Raw genomic sequence first — 14,546 nt, forward strand, 5'->3', positions numbered from 1 at the left:
TCGATCGCTGGTGGCGACGGTGTGCGGCAGGCATGCTCAGGTGCCAGCGATGACCCATTGCACGTCCGGCACCCACGCCTGCCGCCATCGGGCCATTTTTGCTTCGGCGTCCAGCCATTGCGGAGAAACCGGCGCTGCGGCCCCGAGCGCCGGCGTCTTGTCCAGACAGCCGGCATTGACGGCACCGTAAAGCCGCCCCTGATGCTCGAACGTGACCGCGACCAGCACCCCGCACTGGCGGCACAGCTGGAACTGGGCGGCCTCTGCGCCCTGGCGATAACGATGCACGGCCTCGGCATGCGTGGCCGTCAGTCGCAGCGTGCCGGCGGGATCGGAAACGTATGCCGCACCATGCTTCTGGCAGAAGCTGCAGTCGCAGGCGCGCGGACGGATGTCCTCTGCCGATTGATCCGTCGAGAACACGACGGTCAGGCCGCCGCAGTGGCAGCTTCCCTGGAGCGTTGTGAGCTTGTCTGCGCGCGACATCATTGAAAGGCGCTCATCGCGTTCCTGTCCATGCTGGAGCTTGCTTTGGCGTCGGCTGCGCTCAGCGCTTGCCACCGAAGATGCTGCCGAAGATGCCGCGCACGATCTGCTGGCCGATGCGGTTGCCGATGGTGCGCGAGGTCTGCTTGGCCATCGCCTCCAGCATGCCCTGGCGGCGCTTGGTGCCGAACACCGCGTCCTTGACCGCCTGGCCGAAGCCGCTGTCCTGGGCCTCGTCCTGTTCGCGGGTGCGTGCCGGCGGCGCGGCGCTGCGGTCGGCGCTCTGCTCGACGCGGCGCGCCAGCAGCTCCGCCGCCGATTCGCGGTTGACCGGCATGTCGTAGCGCGCGCCGACCGGGCTGCCGGCGCGCACCTGCGCGCGCTCGGCCTCGGTGATCGCGCCCATGCGGCAGCGCGGCGGCGCGATCAGGGTCTGCTGTACCGGTGCCGGCACGCCCTTGTCCTGCAACGTGGACACCAGCGCCTCGCCGGTGCCGAGCTGGGAGATGGCCTTGGCCACGTCCAGCTTGGGATTGGCGACGAAGGTTTCGGCGGCGGTGCGCACCGCCTTCTGGTCGCGCGGCGTGTAGGCGCGCAGCGCGTGCTGCACGCGGTTGCCGAGCTGGCCGAGGATGCTGTCGGGCACGTCGTCGGGGAACTGCGAGCAGAAGTACACGCCCACGCCCTTGGAGCGGATCAGCCGCACCACCTGCTCGATGCGCTGCACCAGCGCCGGTGGCGCGTCGTCGAACAGCAGGTGCGCCTCGTCGAACACGAACACCAGCTTGGGCTTGTCCAGGTCGCCCACTTCCGGCAGTTGCTCGAACAGTTCCGACAGCAGCCACAGCAGGAAGGTCGAGTACAGCCGCGGCTTGAGCACCAGTTGCGCAGCGGCGAGGATGCCGATCACGCCGCGGCCGTCGTGGTCGACCCGCATCAGCTCGGCCAGGTCCAGTGCCGGCTCGCCGAAGAAACCTTCGCCGCCGTCCTGGGCCAGGCGCAGCAGCGCGCGCTGGATCGCCGCCACCGATTGCGCGCTGACCAGGCCGTATTCGGTGGAGATGTCCTTGCGCTCTTCCACCACCAGCGCCAGCAGCGCGCGCAGGTCGTCCAGGTCGAGCAGCAGCAGGCCGCGGTCGTCGGCCAGCTTGAACACGATGTCGAGCACGCCGGCCTGGGTGTCGTTGAGTTCCAGCACGCGTGCCAGCAGGGTGGGGCCCATCTCGCTGACGGTGGTGCGCACCGGATGACCGAGCTTGCCGTACAGATCCCAGAACACCACCGGGTTGGCGGCCGGGGCGTAGTCGCGCACGCCGATCTGCGCCGCGCGCTGCAGCACCTTCTCGCTGCCGTCGCCGGGCATCGCCAGGCCGGCCACGTCGCCCTTCACGTCGGCCAGGAACACCGGCACGCCGATCCGCGAGAAGCCTTCGGCCAGGGTCATCAGGGTCACGGTCTTGCCGGTGCCGGTGGCGCCGGCGACCAGGCCGTGGCGGTTGCCCAGGCGCGGTTGCAGCAGCACCGCGATGTCGTCGGTCACGCCTTTGCCTAGCAGGATCGGGTCCATATCGGGGTCCGCAATGAGGTGCCTGGATTCTAGAGCGTCTGCGGGATGACCGAACGCGCGCGGGTGCGTTGGGGGCGTCGCGCCACCATGCAGACATCGATGCGCACCCCGCGAAATGGGGGCTTTGCGTGGTGTGGCCGTTCGATGCTGTGGCACGGGCGTGGCGACGGCATCGCGGGTCATGGGCACGGTGCGCGCGGTGTCCGTGTTGCAGCGCGGGACGCCCGCCGGCCATGAACGTCGGCCCGCCGCGGGCCGGGCCAGGGCCGCGGCGACCTTGCCGCGATGCGACGGCGGGGGCTACCCTGCGGCCTTTCCGTCGCCGCGTCCCACCATGCCCCTTCCGTTTCGCTTCACCCACGCGTGGCCCGTCGCGGCTGCCGTGGCGCTGACCTGCACCGCTCCTGCCGCCCATGCCCGCGTGTCCGCCCGCGACCAGGCCGCCATCGCCGTCCTCGACCAGCGCCTGGCCGCCGCCGAGAAGCGCTACAACGACGCCATGGTGCTGGTCGGCAACAGCGACCCCAAGGGCACCCAGGAAAGCGACGCCGCGCTGGAAGACATCGAGGACGTGATCCAGGCCTGCATCAAGCAGCGTGGCTGCGAGGTCGGCACCTACCTGGGCGCGTACAAGCGCCTGCTCAAGGCCAAGACCGACGCGCAGGGCCAGGCCAGCGATACCGATGCCGCCGCCGACGAAGACGCGGCGCCGCTGCAGGCCGACCCCGACCACATCAGCCCGCTGGCCGCCGACGTGCCGGAAGCCGCGCGCGCGGCACGCCTGCTCAACGACAAGCGCCACGCCTTCGATTCGATGGTGGAGTACAACCCGGCGGTGCAGGCCGGCATCCGCCGCTGGCTGACCGACATGCGCCCGGCGCTGATGAGCAGCTACGAGAACTACCAGAACCTGCGCGCGATCATGTGGCCGGAGTGGGAGAAGCGCGGCCTGCCGGAGGCGTTGCTGTTCGGCATCATCGCCAAGGAGTCCAACGGCCGCGTGCATGCCAATTCGCGGGTGGGCGCCGCCGGGCTGATGCAGTTCATGCCGGCCACCGGGCGCCGTTTCGGCCTGGGCCCGGACGGCACCGGCTTCGATACCCGCTACGACGCGCGCAGCGCCGCCGAGGCCAGCGCGGTCTACATCAACGAGCGCATGGCCGAGCTCAACCGCAGCGTCGAACTGGCCCTGGCCGGCTACAACGGCGGCGAAGGCCGCGCGGCGCGCGTGTTCAACCAGATGCCCGGCCGCAGCTTCTGGGACGCCTCGGTGTACAACCAGTTCCCGGCCGAGACCAAGGACTACGTGCCGATGGTGATCGCCGCGGCGTGGATCTTCCTGCACCCGCAGCAGTACGGCGTGGCCTTCCCCAAGATCAATGCGCAGCCGGCCACGCTGCGCCTGGCCAAGTCCACCACCATCTACGAACTGACCATCTGCCTGGGCAGCGACGGCACCCGCGACGGCTACATGCGCGCCCTGCGCAACCTCAACCCGCGCTACGAGCCGGACGGCTGGATCCCGGCCGGGGTGACCATCAACGCCACCACCAAGATCGTCGGCCTGTACAACCGCTACTGCGTCAGTGGCCCGCGCGCCGACCTGGCGCGCGCACTGATCACCGCCGACGTCACCGCCGCGGTGCGCAGCGGCAGCCCGGCGCCGGCCGCCGACCTGACCGGCAATGTGGCGGTGGGCGACGTCAGCCCGGTCGCCGGCGTGCCGACCACGGTGGCCACCGGCCGACCCGCGCCGGCCAAGCCCAAGCAGAAGCAGGTGCGCAACTACCGCGTGGCCAAGGGCGACACGTTGGGGCGGATTTCCGACCGCCACGACTGCGACCTGAAGGAACTGGCCAAGGCCAACGGCCTGCGCGCCCCGGGCTATGCCCTGAAGCCGGGCCAGTCGCTGAAGCTGGTGGGCTGCGAGAAGTAAGGATCCCGTCTCCCTCCGGGAGAAGGTGGCGCGTAGCGCCGGATGAGGGTTGGGCCATGCGCAGTCTCGGGCTTGTGGCTTTACCGTCATCCATTGCAGGGAAAGGCGGTCCTTCCACCGTCCATGCGTCGGGACTGAAGTCCCTCCCACAGTGGCGCTGTCGCTGCATACCAGTTGCGAGACAAAGCGCAATCCAATCCCTTCTCCCCTCGGGAGAAGGTGGCGCGTAGCGCCGGATGAGGGGCGGGCCATGCGCAGTCTCGGGCGTCCGGCTTGCCGTCATCCATCGCAGGGAAAGGCGGTCCTTCCACCGCCCATGCGTCGGGACTGAGGTCCCTCCCACAGTGGGGCTGTCGCTGCACACCAGTTGCGAGACAAAGCGCGATCCAATCCCTTCGCCCCTCGGGAGAAGGTGGCGCGCAGCGCCGGATGAGGGTACGGCGGCCGCAGTCTCAGGCGAGGCGTCGACACCACCATCCAGCACATGCCGGCGGTCTTTCACCGTCCAGGCGTCGGGACTGAAGTCCCTCCCACAAAGGCGCTCCTCAAGCGAAAGGGCCGCAGCGCGGCCCTCTCACGCCTCAGCGCATCAACCGCGCCAGCGCCTGCCCCAGCCGCACCGGCGATTCCGCCTTCAGCGCCGGGTCGAACGCGACCACGCCCGGCGGCAGCAGCACGATCACCGTGGAGCCGTAGTTGAAGCGCGCCATTTCCTCGAACCGCTGCAGGGTGATGCCCTTGCCGCGCCAATCCTTGCGGGTGATGCGATCGGCGTAGCGCGGGATCTCCACGCCGCTCCACACGGTTTCCACGCCGGACACCAGCAGCGCGCCGACCATCACCGAGACCATCGGGCCGAAGTCGGTGTCGAAATGGCAGACCAGGCGCTCGTTGCGCGCGAACAGGCGCGGCACGGTGCGCACCGCGTCGGTGCCGACGCTGAACAGCCGCCCCGGCACGTGCACGGTTTCGCGCAGGGTGCCGGTCCACGGCATGTGCACGCGGTGGTAGTCGCGCGGCGACAGGTACACGGTGGCATACAGGCCGTTGGCGAACGGCGCCGCCGCGGCGTCGTCGCCGAGCAGTTCGGCGGCGGTGAACGACTGCCCCTTGGCCTGGAAGATGCGCCCGTCCTCGATCCGGCCGAGCTGGCTGATGCGGCCGTCGGCCGGCATCAGCAGCGCCTGCGGATCGGGATCGGCGACACGCGCACCCGGCTTCAGCGCACGGGTGAAGAAGGCATTGAAGGTCGGGTAGGCGCGCGCATCCGGTTGCGCGGCCTCGCTCAGGTCCACGCCGAAGCGGCGCACCACCGTGTCGATCAGCCACTGCTTCAGTCCGGGCCGCGACGAATAGGCCAGGCGCCGCGCCAGCGAGGACAGCAGCCGGTGCGGCAGCACGTAGGTCAGGCGGGTGGTCAGGCTCATGGGGCGGTGGCCTTGGTCAGGGCCTGCAGGTCGGCGGCGATCGCCGCGGCATCGAACGGCGGGCGGATCAGCCCGGCCTGGCGGCCCTGCGGGTCGAGCACCGCGATCGCGGCGGAGTGGTCCATGCTGTAGTCGTTCGGGTTCTCGGCGTAGTGCTTGCCCGGCACCTTCTGGAACACGAAGCCCAGCGCGGTGGCGAAGCGCTCCAGCTCGGGCACGTCGGCGGTGGCGGCGATGGTGTCCTTATGGAAGGCATGGGCGTACTCGCCCAGCCGCGGCAGGGTGTCGCGCTGCGGGTCGACCGAGACGAACAGCACGCGCGGGCGCAGCGTGTCCGGCAGCGTCTCCCATTGCTTCTGCGCGTGCGCCAGGTCGGCCAGGGTGGTCGGGCACACGTCCGGGCAGGCGGTGAAGCCCAGGAACACCAGGGTCCAGTGGCCCTTGAGCTCGCCCGGCACCAGCGGCGTGCCGTCGGTCTGGCGCAGGTGGAAGTCGGGCAGGGGCCGCGGCTGCGGGTACATGCGCACCGTGCGGGTCTCCGGCCAGGCCGGGGCGGCGCTGCCGCCGAAGTACTTCTGGGCCAGCAGCAGCCCCAGGCCGGCGGCCAGGGCAACCACCAGGACGATGCCGAAGGTGCGGTTGAACATACTGATTTCCCATGCAACGAACGCTCATCATAGCGGCCGGGCCTCTATAATCGGGGGCCGAATTGCCTTGCCTGTTGCCATGACTGCCGACGCGGCCGCCGAACTCCACACGATCATCGACCTGATCCGCTACGGCACCAGCCGTTTCAACGCCGCCGGGCTGAGCTTCGGCCACAGCTACGACAACGCCCTGGACGAGGCCACGCAACTGGTGCTGCACGCGCTGCACCTGCCGCACGACCTGGGCCCGGCCTACGGCAGCGCGCGGGTCACCACGCCGGAGAAGGCGCAGGTGCTGGCGCTGTTCGAGCGCCGCATCGCCGAGCGCATCCCCGCCGCCTACCTCACCGGCGAGGCCTGGTTCGCCGGGCTCAGCTTCAAGAGCGATGCGCGCGCGCTGGTGCCGCGCTCGCCGATCGCCGAACTGATCGAGGCCGGCTTCGAGCCGTGGCTGGCCGGCCGCCCGGTCGAGCGCGCGCTGGACCTGTGCACCGGCTCGGGCTGCATCGCCATCGCCATGGCCCACTACAACCCGAACTGGCAGGTGGACGCGGTCGACATCAGCGACGATGCGCTGAGCCTGGCCGCCGAGAACAAGGAGCGGCTGCTGGCCGACAACGTCGAACTGGTCAAGTCCGACCTGTTCGCCGGGCTGGGCGGGCGCCGCTACGAGCTGATCGTGACCAATCCGCCCTACGTCACCCACGCCGAGACCGATGCGCTGCCGCCGGAATACGCGCACGAGCCGGAACTGGGCCTGCGCGCGGGCGACGACGGGCTGGACCTGGCGCTGAAGATCCTGCGCGACGCGCCGGCGCACCTGAGCGAGGACGGGCTGCTGATCTGCGAGGTCGGCGAGTCCGAGCGCGCGCTGGCGCAGCTGCTGCCGGAAGTGGATTTTGCCTGGGTCGAGTTCAAGGTCGGGCAGATGGGCATCTTCGCGGTGGAGCGCAGCGAACTGCTGACGCACCACGCGCGCATCGCCGCGCTGGCCGCGGACCGGTGATGCGACGGCCATGAGCGCGAACAGTTTCGGCACGCTGCTGACCGTCACCACCTTCGGCGAATCGCACGGGCCGGCGATCGGCTGCGTGGTCGATGGCTGCCCGCCGGGGCTGGAGCTGGACGCCAGCGAATTCGCCCACGACCTGCAGCGCCGCGCCACCGGCAAGAGCCGGCACACCTCGGCGCGGCGCGAGGCCGACGCCATCGAGATCCTGTCCGGGGTCTACGAGGGCCGCACCACCGGCACCCCGATCGGCCTGCTGATCCGCAACACCGACCAGCGCAGCAAGGACTACACCGACATCGCCCGGCAGTTCCGCCCCGGCCATGCCGACTACAGCTACTGGCAGAAGTACGGCATCCGCGATCCGCGCGGCGGCGGGCGCTCGTCGGCGCGCGAGACCACCATGCGCGTGGCCGCCGGCGTCATCGCCAAGAAGTGGCTGGCGCAGCGCTACGGCGTGCGCGTGCGCGGCTACCTGTCCCAGCTCGGGCCGCTGCTGCCGCAGGGCTTCGCCTGGGACGCAGTGGAAGAAAACGCGTTCTTCTGGCCGCACGCGCCGCAGGTGCCGGAGCTGGAGGCGTACATGGATGCGCTGCGCAAGTCCGGCGATTCGATCGGCGCGCGCGTGACCGTGGTCGCCGACGGCGTGCCGGCGGGCTGGGGCGAGCCGATCTACGGCAAGCTCGACGGCGAGTTGGCCGCGGCGATGATGAGCATCAATGCGGTCAAGGGCGTGGAGATCGGCGACGGCTTCGCCGCGGTGACCCAGAAGGGCACCGACCATCGCGACCTGATCGCGCCGGACGGGTTCCAGTCCAACCACGCCGGCGGCGTGCTTGGCGGCATCGCCACCGGCCAACCGGTCGTCGTCTCGGTCGCGTTCAAGCCCACCTCCAGCCTGCGCCTGCCCGGCGCCACGGTGGACGTGGACGGGCAGGCGGTGGACGTGATCACCACCGGCCGCCACGACCCCTGCGTCGGCATCCGCGCCACCCCGATCGCCGAGGCGATGATGGCGCTGGTGCTGATGGACCAGGCGCTTCGCCACCGCGCGCAATGCGGCGACGTGGGCACGGTGACGCCGCGCATCCCAGGCGGTGGCGATGGCTGAGTCGCGGCCGCGGGTGTGGGTCAGCCAGCCGCTGTTCGACGATGTCGTCGCACGGCTGGGGGCGCATTGCGCGCTGACCACCACCGCGGACGTGACCAAGTATTCGCCGCAGGACCTGGCGCAGGCGCTGGCGCCGCTGGACGGCGCCCTGGTCACCCTCAACGAGCGCATCGGCGCCGCCGAGATCGCCGGCGCGTCGCGGTTGCGCGCCATCGCCAACGTCGGCGTCGGCTACAACAATCTGGACCTGGACGCGCTCAGCGCGGCCGGCATCGTCGCCACCAACACCCCCGACGTGCTCACCGAGACCACCGCCGATCTCGGCTTCGCCCTGCTGATGGCCGCCGCGCGGCGCATCGGCGAGGCCGAACGCTGGCTGCGCGCGGGGCAGTGGCAGCAGTGGTCGTTCCAGACCATGCTCGGCGCCGATGTCCACGGCAGCACGCTGGGCATCCTCGGCATGGGCCGGATCGGCCAGGCCATCGCGCGCCGCGCCGCCGGTTTCTCGATGCGCGTGCTGTACCACAACCGCAGCCGCCTGCCGGCCGAGGTGGAGCGTGCGCATCGCGCCGAGTACGTCGGTTTCGACGCACTGCTGGCGCGCGCCGACCACCTGCTGCTGGTGCTGCCGTACAGCGCCCAGTCGCACCACGTCATCGATGCCGCCGCGCTGGCCAAGATGCAGCCGACCGCGACGCTGGTGAACATCGCCCGCGGCGGCCTGGTGGATGAAGTCGCGCTGGCCGACGCGCTGGCCAATGGGCGCCTGGCCGCGGCCGGGCTGGACGTGTTCGAAGGCGAGCCGGCGATCCGTCCGGAACTGCTGGCGTTGCGCAACGTGGTGCTGACCCCGCACATCGGCAGCGCCAGCGTGGCCACGCGCCGCGCGATGGTGTCATTGGCGGTGGACAACCTGCTTGCCGCGCTGGGCATCGGTGCCGACGCCGGGCGTCCGCCCAATGCGCTGAACCTGGACGCGATCGCCGCGGCCGGCGGCGCGCGGACGATGGCGGACAAAAAACGATAGGGAGCCTGCGGCGCCGCGCGCGGCGCGCACGGCAGGTTCCCCGAATCCACGTGGCAGTGCGGCTGTTCCTCCCCTTTTTTTCTCCTGCGGATCGAATCCTTCCATGAGCAATGCAACCCGTCGTTTCAACGTCGCCGTCGTCGGCGCCACCGGTGCCGTCGGCGAAACCATGCTGAGCATCCTCGCCGAGCGCGGTTTTCCCGTCGCCACGCTGTACCCGCTGGCCTCCGAGCGCTCGGCCGGCGGCCAGGTCGAGTTCAACGGCCAGAAGGTCACCGTGCTCGACCTGGCCACCTTCGACCCGACCGGCGTGGACATCGCGCTGTTCTCCGCCGGCGGCGGCATTTCCAAGGAATACGCGCCGAAGTTCGCCGCGGCCGGCGCGGTGGTGATCGACAATTCCTCGACCTTCCGCTACGACGACGACGTGCCGCTGGTGGTGTCGGAGGTCAATCCGCACGCGCTGAAGCACCGTCCGCGCGGCATCGTCGCCAATCCCAACTGCTCGACCATGCAGCTGATGCCGGTGCTGGCGCCGATCCACAAGGAATACGGCATCGAGCGCATCAACGTGGCCACCTACCAGTCGGTGTCCGGCGCCGGCCGCTCGGGCATGGAGGAACTGGGCAAGCAGACCGCGCAGCTGCTGGCGTTCCAGGACATCGAGCCGCAGAAGTTCCAGGCGCAGATCGCCTTCAACCTGATCCCGCACATCGACGACTTCCAGCCCAACGGCTACACCAAGGAAGAGATGAAGCTGGTGTGGGAGACGCAGAAGATCCTCGAGGACAGCAGCATCCTGGTGAACCCCACCGCGGTGCGCGTGCCGGTGTTCTTCGGGCACTCGGAGGCGGTCAACATCGAGACCAAGCGCAAGATCACCGTCGAGCAGGCGCGCGCGCTGCTGGGTCAGGCGCCCGGCGTGGAAGTGGTCGACGAGCACAAGGCCGGCGGCTATCCGACCCCGGTGACCCATGCCTCCGGCAAGGACCCGGTGTTCGTCGGCCGCATCCGCGAGGATTTCTCGCACCCGCGCGGCCTCAACCTGTGGGTGGTGGCCGACAACATCCGCAAGGGCGCCGCGCTCAACGCGGTGCAGTTGGCCGAGCTGGTGGCCCAGGAGGGCTGAGATTCGGGAGTCGGGATTGGGGGTTCGTCAGCGCCGCGCAGCGCCGTTTCGGCGCTGCGAAGCGCGGTATCTCCCGGCAATCACGCAGCGGCCAGTGGCACATGCCCTGGCCGTTGTCGTGTCCGGGGTCCGTGTCGTGCTGCGAGAAGCGGCGGCGATAACGCCTGCGGGCGCGATGATGACGAGCGCATCCGTAGGAGCGGCTTCAGCCGCGACGAAGCGTTCTCGGGAACGCCATCGCGGCTGAAGCCGCTCCTGCAGGACAAGGCGCGTCGCAGTGCTCGTCTGTCACGGATCCGGCAAGGGGAGAAGCCGCTTCCGCACCCGCGCGAGCGCACCCCCGCCGCTGCAGTGCCCGCAACGAATCCCCAATCCCAAATCCCCACTCCCCGCTTCATATATATTGATGGACATGACTCCAAGGGGCAGGGGCGGGATGCGCCTACAACCACGTTTGTTCCGTCGCTGCAGCGGCGATGCGGTCTCTGCCGCGCGCGGGCTGCGCCATGTCGGTCGCGCGGCCGCGGCGCTGCTGTTGCTGGCCTGCAGCCAGGCGGCCCTGGCATTGGGCCTGGGCGATATCCGCGTGCTGTCCAAGCCGGGCGAGCCGTTCCTGGCCGAGATCCCGGTGATTTCCAACGAGCCCGGCGAACTGGAGCGGGCGCGGGTAGCGCTGGCCTCGCCGGCGACCTTCGCGCGGGTGGGGCTGGAACGCCCGCAGGGCCTGGTCAGCGATCTGCAGTTCCGCTTCACCCAGACCCGCAAGGGCCGCGCGGTGATCCAAGTCAGCAGCCGCATGCCGGTCGACGTGCCGTCGTTGAGCTTCCTGATCGAGGTCGATTGGGGCCAGGGGCGGCTGATCCGCGAGTATTCGGCACTGATCGATGCACCCAACACCGCTGCGGCGATCGACGCGCCGGCGATAGATGCACCGGCCGCGGCGCAGCCGTCCGACCGCATCACCCGTGAGGCATCCACGGCCGCCCCCGCGCCGGCGGCTGCGACGACGCCAGCGACGCCGACTGCCAGGCCGGCTGCCACGCCGCGTCCGGCGCCGGCCCCGGCGGCAGAGCCCGGCGATGCGCTGGCGCCGGTGCGCGCCGGGCAGACCTTGTCGCAGATCGCCGGCCAGCTCGCGCGCGGCAACGGCCATTCGCTGGACCAGACCATGGTCGCGCTGCTGCGCGCCAATCCGGACGCCTTCATCCGCGGCAATCTCAACCTGCTCAAGCAGGGCGCGGTGTTGCGCACGCCGCGCGAGGAGGACCTGGCCAGCCTGGATGCCGCCGCGGCCGAGGCCGTGGTGCGCGAGCAGGCGGCGCAATGGCGCCAGGCGCGCGCGCCGGTGCCGCAGCCGGCACAGGCGCAGCAGGACGCGGCGACGGCGCAGGCCGCCCCCAAGCCGGCCGCCGCGGCGCCGGCGGCCGCGTCCGGCGCGCGCCTGGAAATCGCGCCGGCGGTGCCGGCGACGCGCCGCGAGGCGGGAACCAAGTCCGGCACCGGTGCCGGCGACGAAGGAGACATGGTGGCGACCCAACAATTGCAGCAGGCGCGCGAAGACCTCGCGGCACGCGATGCCGAGGTCCAGGAACTGCGCTCGCGGGTGGAGCAGCTCGAAAAGCTCAAGGCCCAGCAGCAGCAACTGATCGCGCTGAAGAACAGCGACCTGGCCGCGGCGCAGAAGCGCCTGGCCCAGGCCGGGCAGGCGGCGCCGGCCGCCGCTGCCGCGCCGGCGCCGGCCAATGCGGGATTCCCGCTGTGGCTGTGGGGCGGGCTGAGCCTGCTGGTGCTGGGTCTCGGTGCCTTGTTGCTGTCGCGCCGGCGCAAGCCGTCGCCGCTGCCGCCGTTGCCGCGCGACGACGACGCGGCCCTGGCGGCGAGCGCCGCGGTGCCGGTGGTCGCGCACCGCGATGTCGATGCGCCGGAACTGCCGCCGCTGGAACCCGAGCCGTTGGCCGAGGAGGCTGCGGCCGCCCGCGACGAGGAGGCGCTGGAGGCGTGGGAGCGTGCCGACCACGTTGCCGACGATCACGCCGACCACCACGCCACGCTCGACGACGACGCCTTCGAACGCGTGCTGGCGCAGCAGTCGATGCGCCATGCGTCGGCCGATGCGCCGCTGTCCGCCGGCAATGACGACCTGCATTCCGTCGACCCGGCCGAGGCCCATCCGGAATCCATCCCGGCCGTCGAGCCCGCGGCCGAGACGGCCTGGCGGCAACCGCCGCCGCTGGCCGCGGTGCCGAGCAGCGACCTTCCTGTCGACAGCGACGCCGGCGCCGGCCGGCAGGAGCCGACCTGGCACCAGCCTGCCGCACCGGCGCCTGCCGCACCGGCGCCGGCCGAAGCGCCGTCGCCGTATCCGCCGGTGGGCCGCGAGCGGCTGGAACTGGCGGTGGCGTACATGGACCTGGGCGACAACGAGACCGCACGTACCTTGCTGACCGAGGTCGCGGCCAGCGGCGACCCGGCCGCGCGCGCCGAGGCGTTGCAATTGTTGGGACGGCTGGACTGATGGTGGCAGGCGGCGCGCGGCGCGCTCGCCGCGGCCGTCCGGCCTGGAGCGGGACGGTGGCGCGGCACCCTGCCCGTCGGCGGTGGGCGAGCGCGGGCGTGTGCGCGCTGCCCGTCTTGTCGGGGCACTGCCGCCACGGCTGCGTAGTGACAGGCGTATTGTGCTGTTCCAGGCGCGAGGCGGCCACGCAGCGGGCCGACGCCCGTGTCCGACTGCAGTGGAGGTCGCCATGCGTTACGCGCTAGGCGTGGAGTACGACGGCAGCGAGTTCCAGGGCTGGCAGCAGCTCGGCGAGAGCGGTGGTCCCAGCGTGCAGGCCACGCTGCAGGCGGCGCTGTCGTCGGTGGCCGACGCGCCGGTGAGCGTGATCTGCGCCGGCCGCACCGATGCCGGCGTCCACGGCGAATGCCAGGTGGTGCATTTCGACTGCGATGCGTCGCGCCCGGCGCGCGGCTGGATGCTGGGCGCCACCGCGCGGCTGCCGCCGTCGGTGTGCGTGCGCTGGTGCGTGCCGGTGGCCGACGACTTCCATGCGCGCTTCTCGGCCCGCGCGCGCCGCTACCGCTACCGCCTGCTCAACCGCCAGGTGCGCCCGGCGCTGTACCGGCAGACCCTGAGCTGGGAGCGGCGGCCGCTGCAGGCCGCGGCCATGCACGCCGCAGCGCAGGCGCTGCTGGGCGAGCAGGACTTCAGCGCCTTCCGCAGCGTGCAGTGCCAGGCGCTGCACGCGCGCCGCGAGCTGCAGTCGATCACGGTGAGCCGCAGCGGCGACCTGGTCGAGATCCAGGTCCAGGCCAATGCATTCCTTCATCACATGGTGCGCAATATCGTTGGTTCCCTTGTCATGGTGGGAACGGGCGAAAAGCCGGTGTCCTGGATTGGCGAACTGCTCGCGGGACGCGACCGCCGCGTCGCCGGCCCGACGGCACCGCCGCAGGGCCTGGTGTTCGTCGGTCCCCTTTATCCCGCCCACTGGACGCTTCCGGACGAGGTCACGCTATGAATCGCACGTTGTATCGCACCCGCATCAAGTTCTGCGGCATGACCCGCGCCGGCGACATCCGCCTGGCAGGCGAGTTGGGCGTGGACTCGATCGGGTTCGTGTTCGCCCATGGCAGCCCGCGGCGGGTGGCGCCGGCCGAGGCGCGGGCGATGCGCCAGGCCGCCGCGCCCATGGTCGACGTGGTGGCGCTGTTCCGCGACAACCCCAAGGACGAGGTGCGCGAGGTGCTGCGCACCGTGCGTCCGACCCTGCTGCAGTTCCACGGCGACGAGGACGACGGCTTTTGCCGCAGCTTCAACCTGCCGTACCTGAAGGCGGTGCCCATGGGCGGCGGCGAGGTCAACGCGCGCACCCTGCAGTTGCAGTACCCCAACGCCGCCGGCTTCCTGTTCGATAGCCACGCGCCCGGCGAAAGTGGCGGCTCGGGCAAGACCTTCGACTGGTCGCGGCTGCCCACCGGCCTGCACCGGCCGTTCCTGCTCGCCGGCGGCATCAATGGCGACAACGTGTTCGACGCGATCATCGCCACGCTGCCGTGGGGCGTGGACGTGTCCAGCGGCATCGAGAGCCAGCCCGGCATCAAGGACGGCCACAAGATGCGCAAGTTCGTCGAGGAAGTGCGCCGCGCCGACTGCCACGAGTTGAATACGAACTGCTGAGCGCGGCAGCGCGTCGCGGCGGAAGGGCAG

Annotated in this window: 12 protein-coding genes; 8 read left to right on the forward strand and 4 right to left on the reverse strand. The window is 70.9% G+C overall.

Annotated elements, in window-relative coordinates; all coding sequences use genetic code 11:
- Positions 1-36: 36 nt before the first annotated feature.
- Positions 37-489 carry a GFA family protein gene (locus M3U25_RS02580; RefSeq protein WP_355495142.1) on the reverse strand — a complete coding sequence of 151 codons (453 nt, stop codon included), beginning with the start codon at positions 487-489 and terminating at the stop codon, positions 37-39.
- Between the two features lie 58 nt (positions 490-547).
- Positions 548-2,236 carry a helicase HerA-like domain-containing protein gene (locus M3U25_RS02585; protein ID WP_355495139.1) on the reverse strand — a complete coding sequence of 563 codons (1,689 nt, stop codon included), beginning with the start codon at positions 2,234-2,236 and terminating at the stop codon, positions 548-550.
- 151 nt (positions 2,237-2,387) lie between these two features.
- Between M3U25_RS02585 and M3U25_RS02590 the strand changes: the two genes are divergently transcribed.
- Positions 2,388-3,989, forward strand: coding sequence for a transglycosylase SLT domain-containing protein (locus tag M3U25_RS02590; RefSeq protein ID WP_355495136.1), 1,602 nt, complete (start codon positions 2,388-2,390; stop codon positions 3,987-3,989).
- 581 nt (positions 3,990-4,570) lie between these two features.
- Here M3U25_RS02590 and asd read toward each other — a convergent pair.
- Positions 4,571-5,416 (reverse strand): archaetidylserine decarboxylase, encoded by an 846-nt coding sequence (gene asd, locus M3U25_RS02595; RefSeq protein ID WP_355495133.1) that lies wholly within the window; start codon positions 5,414-5,416, stop codon positions 4,571-4,573.
- Positions 5,413-6,063 carry an SCO family protein gene (locus M3U25_RS02600; protein ID WP_355495130.1) on the reverse strand — a complete coding sequence of 217 codons (651 nt, stop codon included), beginning with the start codon at positions 6,061-6,063 and terminating at the stop codon, positions 5,413-5,415. The genes asd and M3U25_RS02600 overlap by 4 nt, the downstream gene beginning before the upstream one ends.
- A 79-nt stretch (positions 6,064-6,142) precedes the next feature.
- Here M3U25_RS02600 and prmB point away from each other — a divergent pair, with 79 nt between their 5' ends.
- The 7 genes from prmB to M3U25_RS02635 all read left to right on the forward strand — a co-directional run bounded on the left by prmB (position 6,143) and on the right by M3U25_RS02635 (position 14,516).
- Entirely contained in the window at positions 6,143-7,069 is a 927-nt protein-coding gene (gene prmB, locus M3U25_RS02605; RefSeq protein ID WP_160960969.1) for a 50S ribosomal protein L3 N(5)-glutamine methyltransferase, read from the forward strand.
- Positions 7,070-7,079: 10 nt separating this feature from the next.
- On the forward strand, positions 7,080-8,183 hold the full coding sequence (gene aroC / locus M3U25_RS02610; protein ID WP_355495125.1) for a chorismate synthase: 1,104 nt from the start codon (positions 7,080-7,082) through the stop codon (positions 8,181-8,183).
- On the forward strand, positions 8,176-9,210 hold the full coding sequence (locus M3U25_RS02615) for a D-glycerate dehydrogenase (protein WP_355495121.1): 1,035 nt from the start codon (positions 8,176-8,178) through the stop codon (positions 9,208-9,210). Before aroC ends, M3U25_RS02615 begins: the two co-directional genes overlap by 8 nt.
- A 103-nt stretch (positions 9,211-9,313) precedes the next feature.
- Complete coding sequence (locus tag M3U25_RS02620) at positions 9,314-10,339, forward strand: aspartate-semialdehyde dehydrogenase (RefSeq protein ID WP_355495118.1); 1,026 nt, start codon at positions 9,314-9,316, stop codon at positions 10,337-10,339.
- A gap of 529 nt (positions 10,340-10,868) precedes the next feature.
- Positions 10,869-12,854 carry a FimV/HubP family polar landmark protein gene (locus M3U25_RS02625; RefSeq protein WP_355496323.1) on the forward strand — a complete coding sequence of 662 codons (1,986 nt, stop codon included), beginning with the start codon at positions 10,869-10,871 and terminating at the stop codon, positions 12,852-12,854.
- Positions 12,855-13,083: 229 nt separating this feature from the next.
- A complete protein-coding gene (gene truA, locus M3U25_RS02630) occupies positions 13,084-13,857 on the forward strand; it encodes a tRNA pseudouridine(38-40) synthase TruA (RefSeq protein ID WP_355495115.1) in 774 nt (257 codons plus the stop codon).
- The gene (locus M3U25_RS02635) at positions 13,854-14,516 is read left to right on the forward strand and encodes a phosphoribosylanthranilate isomerase (RefSeq protein ID WP_242156695.1); all 663 of its coding nucleotides are present in this window, start codon (positions 13,854-13,856) and stop codon (positions 14,514-14,516) included. Before truA ends, M3U25_RS02635 begins: the two co-directional genes overlap by 4 nt.
- Positions 14,517-14,546 lie beyond the last annotated feature (30 nt).

It is taken from the genome of Xanthomonas sp. PPL134, from assembly GCF_040595915.1.
In the GTDB taxonomy this organism is placed as follows: Bacteria; Pseudomonadota; Gammaproteobacteria; order Xanthomonadales; family Xanthomonadaceae; genus Xanthomonas_A; species Xanthomonas_A indica.

Coding starts and splice junctions, on each gene's coding strand:
- M3U25_RS02580 (WP_355495142.1), bottom strand. CDS start 489: ATGATGTCGCGCGCAGACAAGCTCACAACGCTCCAGGGAAGCTGCCAC.
- M3U25_RS02585 (WP_355495139.1), bottom strand. CDS start 2,236: ATGACCCGCGATGCCGTCGCCACGCCCGTGCCACAGCATCGAACGGCC.
- M3U25_RS02590 (WP_355495136.1), top strand. CDS start 2,388: ATGCCCCTTCCGTTTCGCTTCACCCACGCGTGGCCCGTCGCGGCTGCC.
- asd (WP_355495133.1), bottom strand. CDS start 5,416: ATGAGCCTGACCACCCGCCTGACCTACGTGCTGCCGCACCGGCTGCTG.
- M3U25_RS02600 (WP_355495130.1), bottom strand. CDS start 6,063: ATGTTCAACCGCACCTTCGGCATCGTCCTGGTGGTTGCCCTGGCCGCC.
- prmB (WP_160960969.1), top strand. CDS start 6,143: ATGACTGCCGACGCGGCCGCCGAACTCCACACGATCATCGACCTGATC.
- aroC (WP_355495125.1), top strand. CDS start 7,080: ATGAGCGCGAACAGTTTCGGCACGCTGCTGACCGTCACCACCTTCGGC.
- M3U25_RS02615 (WP_355495121.1), top strand. CDS start 8,176: ATGGCTGAGTCGCGGCCGCGGGTGTGGGTCAGCCAGCCGCTGTTCGAC.
- M3U25_RS02620 (WP_355495118.1), top strand. CDS start 9,314: ATGAGCAATGCAACCCGTCGTTTCAACGTCGCCGTCGTCGGCGCCACC.
- truA (WP_355495115.1), top strand. CDS start 13,084: ATGCGTTACGCGCTAGGCGTGGAGTACGACGGCAGCGAGTTCCAGGGC.
- M3U25_RS02635 (WP_242156695.1), top strand. CDS start 13,854: ATGAATCGCACGTTGTATCGCACCCGCATCAAGTTCTGCGGCATGACC.